The 18224-nt window shown below is 34.7% G+C and carries 13 protein-coding genes; 1 reads left to right on the top strand and 12 read right to left on the bottom strand.

Annotation, left to right across the window (positions count from 1 at the left end; all coding sequences use genetic code 11):
* Nucleotides 1–58 precede the first annotated feature (58 nt).
* The 7 genes from ACEN2H_RS12175 to ACEN2H_RS12145 all read right to left on the bottom strand — a co-directional run bounded on the left by ACEN2H_RS12175 (nt 59) and on the right by ACEN2H_RS12145 (nt 13812).
* Nucleotides 59–691: an AMP-binding protein gene (locus ACEN2H_RS12175; protein ID WP_441732746.1), complete on the bottom strand. Its 633-nt coding sequence runs from the start codon at nt 689–691 to the stop codon at nt 59–61.
* Between the two features lie 548 nt (nt 692–1239).
* Nucleotides 1240–2667 carry an L-serine ammonia-lyase gene (locus ACEN2H_RS12170; RefSeq protein ID WP_441732744.1) on the bottom strand — a complete coding sequence of 476 codons (1428 nt, stop codon included), beginning with the start codon at nt 2665–2667 and terminating at the stop codon, nt 1240–1242.
* A 176-nt stretch (nt 2668–2843) separates the two neighbouring features.
* A complete protein-coding gene (gene tamL, locus ACEN2H_RS12165) occupies nt 2844–5135 on the bottom strand; it encodes a translocation and assembly module lipoprotein TamL (RefSeq protein ID WP_441732742.1) in 2292 nt (763 codons plus the stop codon).
* 23 nt (nt 5136–5158) lie between these two features.
* Nucleotides 5159–10108: a translocation/assembly module TamB domain-containing protein gene (locus ACEN2H_RS12160; protein WP_441732741.1), complete on the bottom strand. Its 4950-nt coding sequence runs from the start codon at nt 10106–10108 to the stop codon at nt 5159–5161.
* A gap of 185 nt (nt 10109–10293) precedes the next feature.
* A complete protein-coding gene (locus ACEN2H_RS12155) occupies nt 10294–11976 on the bottom strand; it encodes a Na/Pi cotransporter family protein (protein ID WP_441732739.1) in 1683 nt (560 codons plus the stop codon).
* A 498-nt stretch (nt 11977–12474) separates the two neighbouring features.
* A complete protein-coding gene (locus ACEN2H_RS12150) occupies nt 12475–13278 on the bottom strand; it encodes an NIPSNAP family protein (protein WP_441732737.1) in 804 nt (267 codons plus the stop codon).
* Between the two features lie 96 nt (nt 13279–13374).
* Nucleotides 13375–13812 carry an acyl-CoA thioesterase gene (locus tag ACEN2H_RS12145; protein WP_441732735.1) on the bottom strand — a complete coding sequence of 146 codons (438 nt, stop codon included), beginning with the start codon at nt 13810–13812 and terminating at the stop codon, nt 13375–13377.
* 434 nt (nt 13813–14246) lie between these two features.
* Here ACEN2H_RS12145 and ACEN2H_RS12140 point away from each other — a divergent pair, with 434 nt between their 5' ends.
* Nucleotides 14247–14966 carry a hypothetical protein gene (locus ACEN2H_RS12140; RefSeq protein WP_441732733.1) on the top strand — a complete coding sequence of 240 codons (720 nt, stop codon included), beginning with the start codon at nt 14247–14249 and terminating at the stop codon, nt 14964–14966.
* Between the two features lie 102 nt (nt 14967–15068).
* Here the strand turns inward: ACEN2H_RS12140 and ACEN2H_RS12135 are convergent, their stop codons facing one another.
* The 5 genes from ACEN2H_RS12135 to ACEN2H_RS12115 form a co-directional block, all read right to left on the bottom strand.
* A complete protein-coding gene (locus ACEN2H_RS12135; protein WP_441732731.1) occupies nt 15069–15326 on the bottom strand; it encodes a hypothetical protein in 258 nt (85 codons plus the stop codon).
* A gap of 148 nt (nt 15327–15474) precedes the next feature.
* Entirely contained in the window at nt 15475–16005 is a 531-nt protein-coding gene (locus ACEN2H_RS12130) for a CIA30 family protein (protein WP_441732729.1), read from the bottom strand.
* A gap of 125 nt (nt 16006–16130) precedes the next feature.
* On the bottom strand, nt 16131–17063 hold the full coding sequence (locus tag ACEN2H_RS12125) for an NAD-dependent epimerase/dehydratase family protein (protein ID WP_441732727.1): 933 nt from the start codon (nt 17061–17063) through the stop codon (nt 16131–16133).
* A 137-nt stretch (nt 17064–17200) separates the two neighbouring features.
* Nucleotides 17201–17650, bottom strand: a complete 450-nt coding sequence (locus ACEN2H_RS12120) for a GNAT family N-acetyltransferase (RefSeq protein WP_441732725.1) — start codon at nt 17648–17650, stop codon at nt 17201–17203.
* 24 nt (nt 17651–17674) lie between these two features.
* Entirely contained in the window at nt 17675–18190 is a 516-nt protein-coding gene (locus ACEN2H_RS12115; protein WP_441732723.1) for a GNAT family N-acetyltransferase, read from the bottom strand.
* Between the last annotated feature and the right edge of the window lie 34 nt (nt 18191–18224).

Below are 18224 nucleotides of genomic sequence, written 5' to 3'. Positions count from 1 at the left end.
TTTTCGTTTTTCCATCGTACAAAATTATAGTTTTTGATTTATAATTGTGTCCGATTATTTAAGGGGTCAATACAGCATGCAAATAGGTTGACCGATGAGAATACAAAACTCCTTTTGGCAAGCCTGTTGTTCCACTAGTATAACACAAACCGCAGGCATCATTTTCATTTATTGTGGGCCACTCAAAATCTTCTGATTGATCCTTTAGTAAATCTTCATAATGCAATGCGTTTGGCAAAGTAGTTGTAAAATCTGAAGCTGCATTTATCAAAACGTAATGTTCTACAGTTTCGAGTAGCGGGGCAATTTTTTCTAAAAGAGGGACTAGTGTCGCATCAACAAAAATCACTTTATCTTCAGAATTATTGATGATATACTCTATTTGATTGCTAGACAATCTAATATTTATGGTGTGACAAATTGCACCAATACCTGATATGCCGTAGTATAACTCTATGTGCGGACCATGATTCCAAGCAAAAGTGCCCACCATATCGCCAGTAGTGATTCCTAATTTCTGTGTTAAGGCATTGGCCAACTTTTTACAGCGTTTATACATGTCTCCGAAACTATACTCATGTCTATTTCCATCGGGTAAATGGCTTATTATTTCTTTTTGATTATACACACCGTTTCCGTACTCAAGGATAGTATTTGTTGTTAGCGGATAATCCATCATTAATCCTTTCATATTAGAATGTTTTAATTAATTTGTTTGTTATCTATTTTAATGCGGGCTTATTTTTAATGTATGTTAAGATCGCCCGATACTTTCTCGATTAAGGTCGCTGCAATTTTCGATTGAGTACCGACGTCTAATATACAAAAACATACCTCAAATTACACACCATTGGCAAAGCTATGATATCGCAAGTTTTTCTTCTTTTTTATGGCTAAATTTCTAATGAGTTGCGATGCGAATGCGCCTATTATAGTTTGACCTGCTAGGAAGTCCTAGATTATGAATTTAATCGGGAATAGATGATACGTGAAGAAGAATCAGCAATCATCTTGCATAGAGTTGCCAAAAGAAACAAGGCCATACTCTTTCGTCCAATTTCTTCAAATGATATATCACTAAAGAACTTAACTGTAAAATCGGAAAAAAGAAGGAAGAGGATACTATTTATAGAAAGCTCCTCAATTCCAGTTCGAAATTGAGGGAATAATGTGTTTATATAACCAAAACCACGCAAAAATAATTGATTACAAGAGTGTGGCTTGAAAAATAAATTGATTTTAACAATCAGATATGTTTACGGCTACTGCAAGGCCACCTTCTGAGGTTTCTTTGTATTTGTTGTTCATGTCTTTCGCGGTTTCCCACATGGTGTTAACTACTTTGTCCAGAGGGACTTTGGCATTTTTCGGATCGGTTTCTAAGGCTAATTCGGCCGCATTAATCGCTTTGATCGCGCCCATAGTGTTTCTTTCAATACAAGGGATTTGTACCAATCCACCAATAGGATCACAGGTCAATCCAAGATGGTGTTCCATGGCGATTTCGGCAGCCATTAGCACCTGTTCTGGAGTTCCGCCCATCAATTCACAAAGCGCTGCTGCTGCCATTGAAGAGGAAACGCCTATCTCGGCCTGACAACCACCCATTGCCGCTGAGATAGTAGAGCCTTTCTTGAAGATACTTCCTATTTCGCCGGCAACGAGCAGGAATTGTTTGATTTCTTTTTCGCCTGCCTCGTGGTTTTCAATCACTAAATAATACATTAAAACGGACGGAATTACTCCGGCGCTTCCATTGGTTGGAGCCGTAACGATGCGACCTAAAGCGGCATTAACCTCGTTGACTGCTAGGGCAAAACAACTGACCCATTTCAGGATTTGGCGAAACTTTACTTCCGTCAATCTGATTTCTTCTAGCCAAGTCTGTGGGTTACTATAATTAGATAATCCTATCAAATTTTGATGCATGTCAAAAGCCCTGCGTCGCACCTTTAAACCGCCGGGAAGTATGCCCTCAGTATGGCAACCTATATACATACATTCTAGCATGGTGTTCCAAATGCGCATTAACTCCTGGTCAATGACTTCTGGGGTACGCATGGATTTCTCGTTTTCGTATACAATTTCAGAGATCTTCTTGTTTTCAGCGGTACAATATTTTAAAAGATCGACTGCTTTATCTGTTGGGAACGGAAATGTTCGTTTTATTTCTATTTTCTTTTTGGCATTCAGCCGTTCTTCTTTGACCACAAATCCACCGCCAATGGAGTAGTAAGTAGCAGAAAAAATTTCTTCCTGGTCTGAAAAGGCTGTAAAAGCCATTCCATTAGAATGAAAGGGAAGAAATTCTTTATTGAAAACGATATCTTTTGCAATGTCAAATGATATTGCAAATTCATTCCCTAAATGGAGTTCGCTTTTTTCTCGGATGGTTTTTATAATTCCATCTATATTTTCTACGGGAATATACTCAGGATCCTGACCACTTAAACCCAGCATAACGGCTAAATCAGTAGCATGGCCTGTTCCTGTTAAAGAAAGGGAACCGTATAAATCTGTTTTTATTCTGGTTACTTTGTGAATTAACTTTTCACTTCTCAATTCTTCTAAGAAGCGTTCTCCTGCGCGCCAAGGGCCAAGAGTATGCGAACTAGAAGGACCGACACCTATTTTAAGCATGTCAAAAACCGAAATGCATTCTTCCATAGTAAGTTTGTTTTTTAGACAAATATAATTGAATTTAGCAATGAACAGTCGCTAAAAATTATAAATATTAAATTTTAATCACGTATAATTAACATTAAATGATTATTTGATAATTGAGGCTGCTCTTGTTTTTTTCTTTTTTAGATAAAAATAAACAGGTATTTATCTCAAAATGATTAAAATGGATAACCAATGGCTAAATTAAAGACCAAATTCTCGTTGCGCCACGCACTGTTGCCTAGACTAATTTTATCTGCAACCCAGCGTTGTCCTTCTGGCAAGTAAGGTTTCCTGATAGGGAAGGCGAGATCTGTTCTAAGTACTAAAAATGAAAAGTCAAAGCGCAGTCCAGCTCCAACGCCCACCGCTATTTCGCTCATAAAATTCTTGGAAAATTTTGCGCCCGGTTTATTGGGATTTTCTTTTAGTAGCCATATATTTCCAGCGTCCAGAAACAAAGCCCCTTTGACTAGGTCATAAATGGTAGCCCTATATTCAGTGCTGAATTCTATTTTCAAATCTCCAGATTGATCCGGTAAAAAGGCAGTTGCGGCCGTTGTACCGTCATAACTTCCCGGACCTATGGAACGGGCACGAAATGCTCTGATACTATTTGTTCCTCCGTTAAAAAACTGTTTGATAAATGGCATTTCATTCGAGTTTCCGTAAGCAAATCCGGCACCAGCAATTATTCTGCTCGCCAGCATGGACTCCTCACTTAATTTTAAATAATGCCTAAATTCATGCTCTACTTTTACAAATTGACTAAACGGAACGCCAAATACTTTTACTGGATCTGATTGACTACTATTTGCCCCAGTCACCAGACCGTACAAATTACCCGAAAGGTCAATACTTCCTTTATAATAGAAGGTGTTTTTTCTATTTTTTTCCATCGTATTCGTGAAGGTGTAGGAGTAGGAGGGGCCAAAAATCAATTGCTTCTGTACCACTTTTTCAAGTGACGGATTAGCAAGAATTTGCTGCTGGTACAAAGAGGTTACGTTTTGCGGACTGGCATAGGTAATTTCAGTAATATTCAGTTGGTGTTTCTTATGCAAGTTTTCCTTCCACAAATAGCCAAAAGAACCTTTGAATGTTTGCAAGGAATATAGTTTTGTCCTGTTTTGGAATTCATATCCCAAGGTCGCCTTAGTTTTAGGAACAAAAGCGCTAGAAGACTCATATTTAAAAGGTGTGATGATTCTAGGCCAGATTAAATTCGCCTCTGTACCCACACGATAGACATTAAAACCATTATTAAGCCCAGATACCTGTACCTCGGCACCTCCAAAGGCAGATATAGTAAGCAATTCGGCGCCCTTAAAAAGGTTGCGATTACTCCAATTTAGATTGAGTTCTGTACCAGTATAGTTAGCCGAATTGGTTTTGGCCAAAACTTCAACACGGATTGATTTCTTTGGTAAAGGAGTAAGATAGTAATAAGCATCTAGAAAATTTTCCGTGCTGTCAGCCACTTTAAATTCGTTTTTTACAAACTTGAAAGTCCCTAAATTAACTAATCTATTTAAAGATAAGTTGTGATTACTACGGTTATAAAAGTCTCCTTTTTTGAAATATAAAGCACGGTCAAAAATTCTGGGTTTAAACAAATTTTCAGGATCGATGATTGTAAAATCCTTGTAAGTACTGCGAGCTTCAGGATTTGCGATTAGACTGTCAGAACCAATAGAATAATTAGGATATACAATGATATCTTTTATTCGATATTGCATTTTAGCTATTTTTGGAGTTTCACTTTTTAGTTTTACGATCAGATCAACTTGGTGGTCTGCAACCGTGCTGTCAACCTGCACTTTTAGATAATCAGCATTAAAATAATAGAATCCCTCTTCTTTAAGTCTGGCATCAATGCGAATTCTTTCTTCCTTTATCGCATCGAGGTTGTATCCTTGGTCTTTTTGCAATAAACTATTAACGCTCGTTTTAGCAACCGCAATAGAGAGCACTGTAGAATCACTAGGAAATTGTACTTCCCGTATTTTGTATTGTTGAAAAGGAGAAACAGTATAGCTAGCCTTAGCTTTTTTCCCACTTCGAGTGGAGTCAGCAGTGGTTTTAGTGTTGAAATATCCATTATTTTCTGAGAAGTTTTGCAAAACACTCTTGTTGTATTCTAAATCGACCTTACTGTAATAAACGGGTGCTTCACCTAATTTGGTCTTTAACCAATGCCGAAATCCTTTTTCTTTTTTTGGCGTACCAGCCAGATTATAAATAACTAATTTTGGTCGGAAACCAAAGAAGGAGGAATTTGGTTTGGGTCTGACCATTTCTTCCAATGCTGTTTTTAAAAACTTACGTTCTTTTTTTGGTACTTCATCTCCTTCTATTTGTACTTTCGCACCAATATACAGTAGTTTTCCTTCGGGTAAGTTTCTTGTACCGCTGCAGGATGCCACAAATAAAAGCGTAAAAAATAAGTAGAGTATGTGATAATTCTTCATTAGGTTTTTATTTGGGAGAACCATTATTTCAATTTGTCTTTTTCTTTTGTTGTTTTGTTGCTTTGAAATAATTCTTTGAATTTATTATAGTCCAATGTGATTACAAATGCAATTCCGGTTTCAATAACTTGTCCCTGCAGTGCCACTTGGTATTTATTTAATCGATAGGCTCGTACTTTATATCTTCCGTCTTTCGAAAGTTGGTATTCCACAGACACATCACCAGCTATGCTACTTGCCTCTTGATTTTTTTGTTCTGGTCCTTCTAATCCAAAGCTGCTTCCGACGGTTACCTTTAAGCGATCATTCAATAATTTCTTAGAAATGCCCACATTTAAGTCTGTTTTGTTTTCCAATTGTCCCGTGGTGTAATCCTGAGAAGATTGCAAATCAAAATTGAGTTCCACACCGCTAATTAAATCAGCAGCCAAATTGTTTAGCTGTTGCGAAAGAATTTTACTGGCGCTTTCTCTGGCAATCGAAGAAACGGAACTGCCAGCTGACTCACTGGCAAACGGATTTTCTCCTATAAAACGATTCAGCAACAGTAAGGCAAAAACTTGTTTGTTCAACTCATCTGGTTGTTGGCGTAATTGTGCCAATTTTGCTTGGGTGGTATTGATGATTTCCATGGAAACACTATTATTTCCATCAGGTAAAATAATGTCAAAAGAAATGCTTGGTTTCATCAGTTCTCCCTCCATTTTCAATTCAGTTTCAAATGGAATTTTTTGCTTGTAGGTATTCCTAACAGAAGCCGTTACGCTTCCCAATTGATCACCAACCAAATCAAGTGGGGCCGCCTCATTTTTATAAACGGCAGTAATATTAATGTCGGCAGTCGTTGGCTCGCCTGTCCAAAGGATATAGCTTCCGCTTTTAATATCAAACTTTCGCTTAATCATATTGAAATTCATTTCATAACTACCTTCTTTTAACTCGTATCTTCCCGTTAGTGTGGTTTTGCCAGAAGGGTCAATACCGCCAGTTAGTTGAGCTTCTCCTTTCAATTTTAAAAAGTCTCCGTTGGCTTTGTCAATGACAATTGATAACTCCGCTTCTTTGTCCACTTCAATATTGACAGAGGCATTGATTCCGCTTATCTCTGTCATGCTCAACGATTCGTCGACAGTTACCTTTTCTACAATCGAAGGATTGTCTTGGTCAATAAATTCTACGATTCCTTCGCGATCAGCTATGGAAGGGTCAGATTGCGGCAGGACGATAGTTAATTTAGTGTCTTTATTTACCTTAATACTACCATTGACTGTAGGGTTATTGAGATCTCCGCCAATTTTTAAATGGTTGTCCAAATAGATTTCCCCATAATACAAATCATTGTCCAATTCATTAGAATTGAGTGCTTTAAAGTTAACGGCATCGAGTGCCAAGTCAAAACCGAAATTATTAAAATTGTGACTATCGATGTTTCCGTTAATGACTAAATCGTTGTCCTTTTCATCATTGATAACAAAACGATCAAAGCTAATGGCATCATTCGTAAAATAAATTTTATCGTTGATTGACTTAAAGACGGAGTTGAGACGAGTCACTTTAAACCCGACCTCATTGAACTGTAAGTCACCAGAAACTTTTGGCTGATCTGTATTTCCTGATATTTTAAATGTACCGCTAAAAAAACCGCTGCTCTCCTTTAACTCATCCATGGTGAATCCCTGAATACTTTTGAGATGCAGTTTCGCAATAGCAAGATTCATATCAAGAGCCCCATTTTCAGCTTTATAGGTTCCGTCTAAATTCAGCTGATTGTCCTGCTCCGTAATGGCTATTTTAGTAGTGTAGGTATTGGCTACTATATTATCCACTTTGATGTTAATTGTTCCAATGGTATCTTTTTTGAAAGTAAAAGTATCGATGGTTAAATTAGAAGTAAAAATAGGGGATTGGTTTGCGTTTTTAACTAAGACTGTTCCATTACTATTTCCGCTTAATTGTAAATCGCTTTTTTCAAACATACTACTGATAGTCTCAATTTTGAAGTTTTTGAAGTCGACCGCGATTGGAGCATTCGGACTTTCTGATTCTGACTGGACTGAGATCTTACTGTCTTGCTTACTTAATTCGAAATTATCGGCATAGATTCCTTTATTCCCAAAACGCAGTAAATTATTGGAAGCGATTTTCCAAGATTCATAATTAAGCAATAGCTTTTTTGGGTCAATACTGATCTCATTATTCCCTATTGATCCTTTTAGTGTTCCCGCGATCTGGTACCGTTCTTTATCCTTTATGTCTTTGACAAGTAAGCTGTAATCAGCAATGTTGTCTTGAATTTTTCCTGAAATAGTTGTAAAGGGCAATTGAATCAATTTATTCTGGATGTCGTCAACTGATACATTATACACCAAAGCATTCTTCTGTGTATCTACATCTAGTAACGCATTAGTAAAGGTATTTTCGCCATAAACTACTTTTGGAATTGCAGCATGAAAGCTGATAGAATCGTTAACGGAATTGTAGCTTCCAGCAATAGAAATGGGTTCAATACTTTTTACTTCTGGAATTAATTTTAATAAAATAGGGTTATCCGTTATTCTTATTTTGAATTCCAATTGCTGTTTTTTAGTGGCGCTTTTTTTAGAAGACGAATTCGTCTCGTAATAATTTGATAACGTATTTGATAATGCCGTTGCTATTTCTGTGAGCTTGTATTTTCCGTTTAATTCTGCATTCAAAACTTGTGATTTTAATAACAGCGTATTTTTATCAGCATCTGAAGTAGCAATTAAATTTATGGAATCCATCACAAACTGTTCTTTGGCATCAGCAATAGTCAGATTAGTGATGTTGAATTTAGCGTTTAGATAGTCCAAATCCGCAGATTGAATATCAGCATCAACCGCGGCTCTTATTTTCAATGGTCCGGCGTGCAAATTCAATTTATCTAAGTCGGCTATATCAATATTTAATTTTACTTTTCCGGCGGGATACTTATCTTTAAAGCTTCCGCTGCTAATTAAATCAAAAGTTAAATTTGGATCTGTACTTTTAGTGACCGCAGTAAAGAGACCTTTTTTGATTGTTCCCGCAAGCTCTAGATCTTGATAGGAATATTTGTTGTAATTGATTTTAAAAATGGTTCCGTTTATCGAACTGTTCGCTGTTTTTAGATCTAAGCCCGTCCCTTTGATAGTGGCTTTTAAGCTGATTTTACCAATAGCCTTATTTTTAATCAATTTTCCTAAATCAAAATTTTCCACTTCCGCTTTAGCATCGTATTTTTCGTTGTTTTTTCTGCTTTGATCAAATTTCGCATTTATTTTGGCTTGACCAAGACTACTGTTCATCACTAAATCAGTGGAAAAATTATGTATCGTCCCCTTGAAGTTTCCATTTACTTTAAACGAGTCGGGGATTTGGATTGAGTTTGGAATGGTTTCTTTAGGTGCAAATTTGGAAATAACACTTGCAGTGGATTCAAAATTTTTGATATTCAGATCAAAATAGGCCTTGTTGATATCTGGCAATCCTTTTATAGTTCCGCTAGAGACAATTTTGGTCCGATCCATTCCACTGACCTCAAATTTCGGAATTGTTAAGTCATTTAGGGTACCATATATTTTACTGTTTATCTTCAGTATTGCATTTGGATTACTGGTAAAGGGCTTTTTATTCGATAATTGTGGCATAAAAAGTAAAATGTCCTTAAACCCTATTTCACTTTGTTGCAAGGAAGCATTGATGCTCAATTGCCCATAATCTTTGCTCAGGGTTTCAATAGAAGTGTAACCAAAAAGCAGTTCGTCTTTGATTACCGTTTGAGGTGTTTTTAGATATAAATTTTTTAGAAACGCATTGTTTTTACCAAAGAAAAATTCGGTTTTTAAGGATTGAATGTCTAATCCGCTTTGCTCTTTCAATTGTAAGGAATTAATTTTTACAGAAAGACCAACAGGACTATAACGTAAATTTTCGGCATTAAATCTTGTCAATGATAGTTTTATATGATTATAATCGATACCGTTTTGTATTCTATTTTCATTTTGATCATCGTAAGCAAAATCGACTCTTTTTATGTTGGATTCCCGGATCTTTATTTCCCAGTTATTAGGCTCACTTGGAATCAATTCGTTTTTAATCTTCTGCAATTTTCCAAATTCTAGTTTTCCATTTCCACGAGACAAAGCAATATTGTCAATTAAAATAAATCTGTTGTAAAGATCTGTTTTGTCAAATTTTATGTCTAATTTTTTTAGAGATAGGGAAGTGGTCAATTTGGTTTTTTCGTCCTGATAATCAATATTAGCTTTGGAAAGATCAATTTCACCCAATTGAAAATTATAGATTGTAGCGGGAGTGTTATCTGGTTCGGCTAGATTTTTTGAGATACCTTGTTTTAAATTAAGCTCTAGTCCTTTGATTGTCACTTTAGGAACTTCAAAGTCCATTTTTTCTAAATCAAAAGTTTTTATACGGGTATCGACATGATTCAAATTCAAGCTCAAATGTGTTTTTGAAATCGCATCTGCAAACGTCACTTTGGTTTGGTCTAAATTTATTTTATCTAGAGAAATGACCATCGGCGTTTTGCTTGTGTCGATGGGAGAAGAAAAAGCTTTGACGATATAGTCAAAATTAAAAACGGCAGCCGAATTCCGACTTAAATTCAATGTAACCGCTTGAAAATCGATAGCGTTTATTTCTAATGTATTGTTCATTAGCTCTAAGAAACTAATTTCTATAGCTAATTTTTTAGCTGCTAAAAGAGTGTCTTGTTTTTGATCTTTAAAGTAAACTCCCTTAAGAATAATTGTTTTAGGAAAGTCAATTTCAAGTGTATCAACACTAACTTTCGTTTGGATTTTGTCTTCAAGGTACTTAACGGTTTTTTCTTTGGCTAAATTTTGAACATAAGGTATTTGAATAAGTAGTAACAACAGAATGAAGAATGTAATTGTTATACCTAGTGTCCACTGGAAAATTTTTAAAGCTTTTTTTAATACCTTTTGCAAATGTGTTGTTTTTTTAAGGAAGAATCAAATTCCAAATTACATTAAAAACAAAGATGAATATTTAAATTGGAACTATTTTATAAAATTAGCTGTTTATATTCTATAATTATTTGATTTTACTACTAGTAAATACCGATTTTAAGATAGGACAACAATTATGATTAGTATTATAAACAGTGGTATTTTTAGGTTTTATATATCGGAATTTCATTAAAATGTTGGGCTTTTTTTTCGTCTAATAAGAAGTCTTTAATTGCCATCAACATCGCTTTATTAGAAGTAAATAGTTCTCTGTTAAAATTGATGACAGTGGTCATATCCATGTCTTCAATGGGAGTATTTTGAGCTTCAGTATAAAAATTATTAAGTGCAGAAGTGTAGTTGTTCTGAATGGAATCAAATACAGCTTGAAGATTTTCAAAAGAGGCTGTTTTTTCCTGAATCATAAAGCCATTTAGTTTTAAGTACAAGGTTTCTGTTTCTTTTTTATGGTAAATGAAAAAATTATACTTGATTTCCTTAGAAGAATGCCTAAGGTCAGCAATATTATTTCCTATGTCCTTAACACTTTTTACAGCATGCATGGAACTTCGCACAGCTGAGATTAATTGGTTTATTTCAGCATGCTGTTCTGTTCTTAACTTGGGTCTTAATTCTAAATAAAAAGCTTGTAATTCGCCCTGCAACTGCTTAAGGAAGTCATATTTTCCTTCTTTGGTTTTAAAATGGAATCTATTTTTTTCATTTATCTTTTTAAAATCAGGGTTGTTGCGAAAGAGATGGGTGTCAATTTTGAATAATTCTAGATTAAAAATCATAGAATTATGGATGAAATAGTTAGTTTCCCGTCTCAATAAATCTAAAGCAGTTACAGGTTCAGCAAAGGAGGCGTGACCAATGAATGCAGTGGTCGAACCATCGGATTCTTTGAAGAATCGTTCTAAAAAATCAGTAAAGGAATCCAGTAACGGCAAGAAAATAGAAATGGACATTAAGTTAATCACAGTAGAAAAAGCGACTAAACAAATAAGGATATTTTTGATGTTTATAACATCGGTTATAAAAAACAAAATAGGTTTCAGTAGCAAAAAGGCAAAGACAGTTACAAATACGTTAAAGAGTACGTTACCAAGTACGATGCGTTTTTTATCCGCATTTCCTCCTACAGCAGCCAATATTATTTTGATTGTTGTACCGGTTTGTGATCCCAGTACAATAGCTGCGGCTATGGGAAGGTTGATGGCACCAACATGAAGGGCACTCAGGGTTATTGCCATGGTAACAGAACTGGATTGAACAACTAAAGTAATAAGAAACCCTATGAGTAGAAAAACTGCCAATGGCATTGAAGCATATTGAGAAAAATCAAAAATTTTGACTTGAGCTTCCATAGCCGTTTTCATAAAGGAAAGTCCAATAAATAGTAAGCCAAACCCGAAAAGAAAAAAAGACAGGTACTTAACAGCTTTTCGATTCCCCAGTAAAATAAGCAGCAGCCCAGCGATACAAACTGCTGGATAAGCCACAATTTCTATATCTACGTTAAAACCTAGTGTGGCAACTAGCCAGCTATCAAGCGTGGTACCTAGGTTTGCCCCTAAAACTATAGCCATCGCATTTCTCATGGTAAAAACTCCAGCACCTACAAAGGCCAAGACCATAAATGAAACCATGGAACTGCTCTGAAGAACTCCAGTTACTATTGCACCCCCTGTAGCGGCACCAATCTTGTTTTTAGTAATGCGTTGTAGAAAGAGCTTGAAGCTTCTACCTGAAAGGTTTTTTATAGACTCCTCCAGTAAAAACATGGCAAAAAGAAATAAGCCGATGCCTGCTAATAGTTTTAGAATATGATTGAATGTTTCCATAACAAAATATATACTTAAAGATAAGTATAAAATAGGCTGTCATAAAAAAAAACTGTTTTTTGTGTATCGCAATTTTAGTAGTTCCTGATTTAAAATTCAAAAAACAAATAGTTTACAATTGAATTTTTCTTGTCATTTTCCACTTTTATTTTAGTTGATTTTCTAATTTTTCGTACAGTAAATCATCAGCCGTTCCATTTGATTGATTTTGTAAAAATTGAATTGCAATTTAAATTAAATTTTGTTTATTAAGAGTTAATATGGTTGTTATTGGTTTCTTGTCGTATTAAAATAACTCTCAATTTAATTCTTAAAGTAACTTAATAATACTGTTTCTATTTACTCAAATTTACGGTTTTAATTCTAGGTAATAAATAATGTTTAATTACAAATCTTGATTTCATTTTTATAATGTTATCGTACGCTATTTCTTGGCATAACAAAAAAAAACACAACGTTTATAGTTGTGCTTTTTTGTTATTAATTATTATAGATTCACTAAAAATCCGAGTAGTCAGTTGGATATAAAAAAGTAATGTCCATGTGGGAAATGTTGTTTTTATATTTTTCCATCGCTATCAACTCTTTCCATTCTGGTGACGATGTAAAGGCCTTCCAATGGTCATCTCGACTTTCTTGATTTGAAAAAGTAGTCATGTACATCAAATTGGGCATCTTGGCACCCGAAATCACTTGGCCATAAAAGACTGCATTAAAACCAAGGCGGTTAAAGAGTTTAATTTCGCCACCGGCATTAAACATATCTACTTTATTTATATGAATTGCCTCTGTCGCTGATTCGTAACTTCTTAATTCATAAACTCTATCAGTTCTTGGATTATCAAATAAGGGAATAGTCAAAAAAGGATGATCTGTAAATGCCTTCAAAAGAACGGACTCGATACGCAGATACGGCGGTTGTTTATAATTGGCATTTAAGTATTCGAATCCAGCTTGTAAATAGTTTTTGTCTTTGGCTAATGTATCATCAAGCTCGAGAAACTGATTTATTGATTTAAAAGGTATTACAACTATAATCTTGGTTAATGTATCAGCAGTATTTAGTTTTGGTTTGAAAACCCCAATACTTTTAATTCCTAGTTTTTTTAGTGCTGGTAGGTAGGCTTCTTTTAAAAATTTATCAGTGGATTGAACTTGCTGCTCTGTACTTAAAACATAAGTTTTGAGTTGGTAGAATTCTCTAGATTGTTCTTTTGTTTTCTTAAGTGTTTCCTCCTTTGTTACAAAACTACTAATTGCAAACAAAAGGCCTACTAGAAAAAGTGATTTTAGAATCTTCATTTTTTTTGTCTAAAATAAAACTTTTTAATGAGTCGTTATTCTAAAATCACTTATTTTTTCGTTTGCTTAGATTCTTTTTTGTGACAAGTAGAAATGTTACAATTGGATAAAATCCTCACTTTTAGGTATACTAGCGAAAGCTTGTAGAGCAATAGCAGGAACGGGATCGGAAAGCTTGCGTAGTTGCGTATTCATCCAGGCGCCATCAACAGTTATTGTGGCGTGCAATACATCAGCTTCGTTCAAAAATGCGTGCACAATAGACCAACGCGAACCGTCAGCTTTTAGTTTGGAAACTTTGGTGTGCATGAAGATAGCGTCTGAAAGTTTAATTTCTTTTCGAAAAACACATTCTTCTCTAAACAATATAGGGCCTAAAGAATTCATTTGCAATGCTTTTATGGTCAAGCCTAGGCTCTCCAAAATCTCGATACGGTGCTGCGCACCAAAGTCGTAATAAGCGCTATGACGAACATGAAAATTAGGGTCAAGATCTGACCAACGGAAGGACAATTGTTTACTGAAAGATTTCATTATGGGGCTGTTTATTTAAATTTGCTTTTAGCGTCTGTGATAGCTGATTCAAATTTATAAAAATTAAAGAAGATTCCTATGCACTGTTAGTAAAATACTACGAAAGACTATTTAGAGATCGGAATAAATTAGCTGAATGCTAATTCAAAAGTTACTACTTTGGATTTTTTACAAGCCTGTTTAATTGGATTTCATTAAGCTTTTATAAAAGAGTGATGATATACTAAATGGGCTGAATTTTAAGTTTTACTCTTAGTTAATGCTGGGCATTTGTGCAGTAATTCGATAAATACAGTAGTTCTGATTTTGAAAGGTTTAGTAGTAAACGCAGAAAGAAAAAATGAGAAAATTCTGAATTTGGAAATGGAATAATAATTGAATAAGAAATGAAAAGTAGCTATATTTGTCTTTTAAAAACAATAAAAAAAATAGTTATGAATAGCATATCTAAATTAGCTCTAATTCTGCTTTTAATAATTTTCAACAGCAATTCATCTATAGCACAGTCAGAATCCCAAAAAGCAAACGCGATCGTGAAAGAAATGCTTGTAGCTATGGGCGGCATCGAAAATTACAATAACACCCATTTTATTCAATGGGAATTCGTGGGTAGAAAACTGTTTTGGGATAAATGGACCGGTGATGTTCGAGTAGAAAGTCAAGACGCAAACCAAACTATTTTACTAAATATCAATACCCTAAAAGGGAAAGCATATGAAAATGGGATTTTGGTTGAAGATGTGAAAAAAACCAATGAACTAATTGTTAAAGCTAAGAATTGGTGGATTAATGATTCGTATTGGTTGGTAATGCCATGGAAATTAAAAGATCCCGGGGTAAATCGTAGTTATGTAAGCACAGGAAAATTAGCTGGTGGAAAAGCGGCAGATATATTACAACTTACTTTTAATTCAGTAGGTGTAACTCCAGATAATAAATATTGGGTTTATGTTGACAAAGAAGACCACTTGATCAAACAATGGGCCTATTATAAAAATTATAATGATACAGAACCAAAGTTTCTTAAACCTTGGAACAATTATCAAAAAGCAGGAAATATATTGCTTTCTTTCAATAGAATTAATGAGGACTTGAGTCCAAAAAATGTGATCGTCAAATCTGATTTTGATCCATTGATTTTTAGCAAACTGTAAGATTCTTATAATGGCATTCTGATGGATGCCATTTTTTTTAATAAAATTGAATTCATTTTTTTAGTAGAAGTTGTAAGGTTGACTAGGGATTTTTTTATCGACCTAATGTCCGCTTAAAGGTGTTCTGAAAATGCCGACTGCAAGTTCTGCCCAAATCAAAAGTAGTAGGAGAAGAAACGCTAGACAGATTGCGATGCGGTACTTGGGTTGCTTTACTTTTTTTAGTGTGAACTCACACAGCAGTCCTGTACCAAGTAAAAGAGCGGCTGCGACAATGAAGTCTTGAAGAGTCCAATTAACCTCATCAGTGAGTTGCATTGCTATTATTGGTATTGTCAATAGAATTATTACAATGAGCACAATAATAAAAAGTCTTTTATGCTGCATAATTATATGTTTTATTTTTAAGGCTAACGCTGCTTTTAAATTCACAAGTTGTGAAATTCTGGAGAACAACTTTGTTCGCTTCCCAAGAAAGAACTAACAGAACGAGAATGTAACTTTTGAATCAATTTAGCTCTATTTTGTCGAGTAGCAGCTTAAAATTTTCGGGCTTTTTATTTCCTATTAAAAAAACTATTTCTTCAATATGATTTTTAGAGAAATTAGGTAAATCGAGTTTTCTTCCCCTATAAGACGGATACATATCTTTCAACGGTATTTCTATTTCTTGCCACTCACCAGAGGTTGTAATAGAGCGGATGTAGGAATAATAATTACTAGAGTTGTCTTTTATTCGGACCTCATAGTTTTTGCCGTCTCCTTTAAGTTTAATAATAATCTTGTTGTCTTTGTTTACTTTCATCTTTTCAAATGTATAACGCACCATGGAGAAACCACCATTATTTTCCAAGGAGACTTTACCTTCAAACACACCGTGTCCATCAGGACTTAATTTAAAAGAACCTGATGACATTCCTCCCATAACCCCATCATTAATAATTTTCCAAGCTTTTATATCAGACTTTTTATTAAAATCAAAAATCATCTGGCTGTTTGCTAAAATTGTCAAGATAATAATTCCGAAAAAATAGTTCATAATTTGTTTTTTTAATTGTTTTGAATGGTTTTGTATTTAGTAGGGCAGAGGTAAAGCGGTTTCAATAAATAGCTGTTAATGCAGTGCCAAATGGTTCATGTAATCATATTGCTAGACTTTTCAGTTTACGTGATTTTATAATCCTCTAAGATGATTCTGATTCCTTCTTGATACCTGGTTACATTAAAATCGGGAAATTTATTTTTGAACTTTGAGGATTCAAAAATGTTATCGATAGCGTAACGGGGAAGTAGTTCTTGAGTTTCTTTCAGGTTCTTGTCAAAGAAGGATGCTATTTTTAAGACACACCAACCTAAGATGTCATATTTTATAGGCCGTCCTAATTGATTGCCGATTTCGGCGATGAATTCCTTGTAGGTTAATCTATTGTCGTCACAGGGCAGGTGCCATGTTTGGCCGTATGCGCCTGTCGTGTTGCCAATTAATGCCGTAGCCTTACTGGCATCAGGAGTAAAGATAAGTGTGCGCAAGACATTGTCTTTTAAGAATACTTTGGGCTTCTTGGCTTTTCTTAAATTATCAAATACAATTGTATTTGTCAGTCCTTTTGTTTTTCCAGGTCCGTAAAACTCGGGAGCTCTGCAAATTACTGCTTCAATTTCATTATTGGCCATAGCTTTTAATAAAAGTTCGGCAGCTAGTTTTTTTTCCCTTCCTTTTTTTCCTTTCGATAGTAAAGCTGTTTCTTCTGTTTGGATCGTGCTGTCTTGCGCATAGGCATAAGTATTGTCAAAATAGACTAATTTACAAGCGTTTTGCTTACAGCCTGCAATCACGTTTTCCATTATCCTTACCCAATCCCTTAGCCATATTTCAGAATCATAAGCAAGTCCCACCGTTAAGTATGCAATTTCCGTGTTTTCAAGAGCTTTACCTACACTTTCCGAATCGAGCAAATTTGCTTTAAAAACCAAGTCATCTGGATGAGTTTTTTGTGGATTCCGTCCCACCAATTTTATTTTTTGGGTATAGTTTTTCCGTAATTCTTTCGCTAGTGCTTCGCCAATTACTCCATTTGCCCCTAATATCGTTTGCATTATAAATAGTTGTTTGAGTGAGGGTTTACTTAGCTCTGTTGCACTAAGGTAAATAGTATGTATTGCAAGTTATTGAAAATAAAGTTATTCTTGTAATCTATCAACACTGCTGTTGCAAAATTAAAAGTGTAATTTTTTTATTCGTAGGTCATGCTGTATAAGTCAAACCCCTTTGCCCAATAATCTTTTTCAATTTCCTTCAGGGTAAATCCGTTTTTCTCATAGAATTTGTAGGCTAATTGAGAAGTTCTAACCTTTATGGTTGCGCTAACATAATTTGATTGTATAAAGTCAATTCTATATTTTAACAGCGATTGTCCAATTCCTCTTCCTTTAAATTTTATGTCTACAAAATCCCAACTAATTTTTGCGGTTTTACTGTTGTCATCAAAGTTAATTCCACCGGCACCAATTATCACATCGCCAATTGTAGTAACGAAGTATTTTTCTATTTTGTGTTTAAGGTACTCCTTGAGGTCCTCAATTTCGCTTTCGGCGAAATACTTAGGAACGTTGCGTTTTAATATTGCTAATACTTCGTTTTTGTCGTTTGATTTGTATTCTCTGATAGTTAGGTTTTCAATCATTTTTCTTCGTAAGTTTTGATTAGTTTACTTAACTTTAATAAGAGTGTATAAAAGTATCTCTTCGGTCTCATTTGGAAGTATTATGTTTTTCTCAAATGTGAGCCCAATTTTCATCAACAAATCCTGCGATGCTTTGTTTTTTTTAGAAGTTATTCCGCTGATCTGTTTTAGTTTAAAATTATTGAAACCGATTTCTTTTAAGTAGCTAACACTTTCAAAGGCATATCCTTTTTTTTCGAAATTTGGAAGCAAAGCAAATCCAATATCAATTCCTTCTACTCCCTGTCTATCGTAAAGACCACAAGAGCCAATCTTTTCACCATCTGACTTTCTAATTATCGTATAGTTACCAAAACCCAAACTTTGGATTTGTGGCGTTAACTTGGTTTGGATATAATTTTCGGCGTCCTTGACAGTATTTATTTTACGATCACCAATAAATTTTATCCACTTAGGGCTGTTATATAGAGTTCTAATAAACTCAGCATCAGCTATAGTTGTGGGTTGAAGTATTAATCGTTCTCTTTCAAATTTTTTCAATCGATTCGCTTTTATTAGTTTTCTAATGTGTCGC

This window comes from Flavobacterium sp. W22_SRS_FP1 (assembly GCF_052113685.1).
Taxonomy (GTDB): domain Bacteria; phylum Bacteroidota; class Bacteroidia; order Flavobacteriales; family Flavobacteriaceae; genus Flavobacterium.
The sequence above is the reverse complement of the archived record's forward strand: the minus strand, read 5'-3'. Positions and strand labels throughout refer to the sequence as shown.

Bases quoted from the DNA above. Each gene is read 5' to 3' on its own strand.
- ACEN2H_RS12175 (WP_441732746.1), bottom strand. From the start codon at position 691: ATGAAAGGATTAATGATGGATTATCCGCTAACAACAAATACTATCCTT.
- ACEN2H_RS12170 (WP_441732744.1), bottom strand. From the start codon at position 2,667: ATGGAAGAATGCATTTCGGTTTTTGACATGCTTAAAATAGGTGTCGGT.
- tamL (WP_441732742.1), bottom strand. From the start codon at position 5,135: ATGAAGAATTATCACATACTCTACTTATTTTTTACGCTTTTATTTGTG.
- ACEN2H_RS12155 (WP_441732739.1), bottom strand. From the start codon at position 11,976: ATGGAAACATTCAATCATATTCTAAAACTATTAGCAGGCATCGGCTTA.
- ACEN2H_RS12150 (WP_441732737.1), bottom strand. From the start codon at position 13,278: ATGAAGATTCTAAAATCACTTTTTCTAGTAGGCCTTTTGTTTGCAATT.
- ACEN2H_RS12145 (WP_441732735.1), bottom strand. From the start codon at position 13,812: ATGAAATCTTTCAGTAAACAATTGTCCTTCCGTTGGTCAGATCTTGAC.
- ACEN2H_RS12140 (WP_441732733.1), top strand. From the start codon at position 14,247: ATGAATAGCATATCTAAATTAGCTCTAATTCTGCTTTTAATAATTTTC.
- ACEN2H_RS12130 (WP_441732729.1), bottom strand. From the start codon at position 16,005: ATGAACTATTTTTTCGGAATTATTATCTTGACAATTTTAGCAAACAGC.
- ACEN2H_RS12125 (WP_441732727.1), bottom strand. From the start codon at position 17,063: ATGCAAACGATATTAGGGGCAAATGGAGTAATTGGCGAAGCACTAGCG.
- ACEN2H_RS12120 (WP_441732725.1), bottom strand. From the start codon at position 17,650: ATGATTGAAAACCTAACTATCAGAGAATACAAATCAAACGACAAAAAC.